Origin of the sequence: Devosia naphthalenivorans (assembly GCF_003056355.1) — a bacterium.
GTDB classification, from domain to species: Bacteria; Pseudomonadota; Alphaproteobacteria; order Rhizobiales; family Devosiaceae; genus Devosia; species Devosia naphthalenivorans.
Genome location: NZ_PYVW01000038.1, coordinates 1 through 1,701 on the forward strand (window position 1 = coordinate 1; position 1,701 = coordinate 1,701).

The following is a 1,701-nucleotide window of genomic DNA, read 5'->3' on the forward strand; positions in this document are numbered from 1 at the left end:
TGGATAGAGGACCCCGGCGGCTACGGGCACGCCGGCAGCATTGTACACGAAGGCAAGAAAGAGATTTTGCCGGATATTACCCATGGTGGCCCTGGAAAGTTTCCTGGCACGGGCGATGCCGAGCAGGTCGCCGTTCAGCAGCGTCACTCCGGCGCTTTCCATCGCGACGTCCGTGCCCGTTCCCATGGCGATGCCCACGTCGGCTGCTGCGAGGGCCGGTGCGTCGTTGACGCCGTCACCCGCCATCGCGACCACCCTGCCCTCCGACCGCAGTCGTTCCACCACTTCGCTCTTGCGCTCCGGCAGGACATCGGCCTCGACATCAGCGATTCCGAGTTCGCGGGCGACCGCCGCGGCAGTCACGGTATTGTCGCCGGTCATCATGACGACACGCATGCCCTGCGCCCGCAGTTCGGCAAGCGCCTCGGCTGTGGTAGCTCGAATCGGATCGGCGATGCCCAGAGCGCCGGCCATCGCTCCGTCCACGGCCACAAGAACCACGGTTGCCCCTTCGCCACGCACCTGGTCGGCCCGTTCTTTCCACTCAGCCGACGCCACACCCTCGCTCTCGAGGTATTTGGCACTGCCGATCAGGATGCGCCGCCCGTTAACGATGCCGGTCAGGCCCTTGCCCACAGGGGAATCCACGTCATTGGGTTCCGAGAGCATCAACTTCCGTTCGTTCGCCGCAGTCACGATCGCGACTCCGAGCGGGTGCTCGCTTGCACGCTCCAGACTTGCCGCCACCGCCAGAAGATCGTCTTCGCTCCATCCTCCGGCGGCCAGAACATGGGTTACCTTCGGCTTGCCTTCAGTTAGGGTACCGGTCTTGTCGACAACCAAGGTATCGACCTTCTCCAGCCGCTCCAGGGCCTCGGCGTTCTTGACGAGCAGACCGAGCTGAGCACCCTTGCCCACTCCGACCATGATCGACATGGGAGTGGCAAGACCGAGCGCACATGGACAGGCGATGATCAACACCGATACCGCTGCCACGAGGGCGTGGGCAAACACCGGTTCCGGCCCCCACACCATCCAGGCAACGAACGCCAGGACGGCAATGATGATCACCAACGGCACGAACCACCCGGACACCTGGTCGGCGAGGCGCTGGATCGGCGCTCTCGATCGCTGGGCGGCTGCCACCATCTGCACGATGCGGGACAACATGGTGTCGCGGCCCACACCCGTGGCTTCCACCACAAGGCCGCCCGACTGGTTGATCGTGCCCGCCACCAGCGCCGACCCGGCCTCCTTCGTCACCGGCATCGACTCTCCGGTGACCATGGATTCATCGACTGAGCTGCGTCCTTCGAGCACCCTTCCGTCTACGGGAATCTTCTCGCCCGGGCGCACCCGCAGGCGGTCCCCAACAACGATGACATCAACTTCCACCTCCTCGTCGATGCCATCCTCCCTTACCCGGCGTGCCGTCTTTGGCGCCAGGTCCAGCAGGGACCGGATTGCCCCAGACGTTTTTTCCCGGGCCCGCAACTCGAGTACCTGCCCCAGAAGAGCCAGGGCGGTGATGACGGCTGCGGCCTCGAAATACACCGGGACGGCACCGTCCATCTCCCGCATCGAGTCCGGAAACATCCCCGGCAGCAACGTTGCGACGATGGAGTACAGCCACGCCACCCCGATGCCCATGGCGATCAGGGTGAACATGTTCAGGCTGCGGTTCTGCAGGGATGCCCAGCC

1 protein-coding gene is annotated in these 1,701 nt (G+C 64.7%); it reads right to left on the reverse strand.

The window, feature by feature from the left end:
- Window positions 1-1,701: copper-translocating P-type ATPase (locus C8264_RS21895; RefSeq protein ID WP_108463102.1), on the reverse strand; the 1,701-nt coding region annotated here is incomplete at both ends.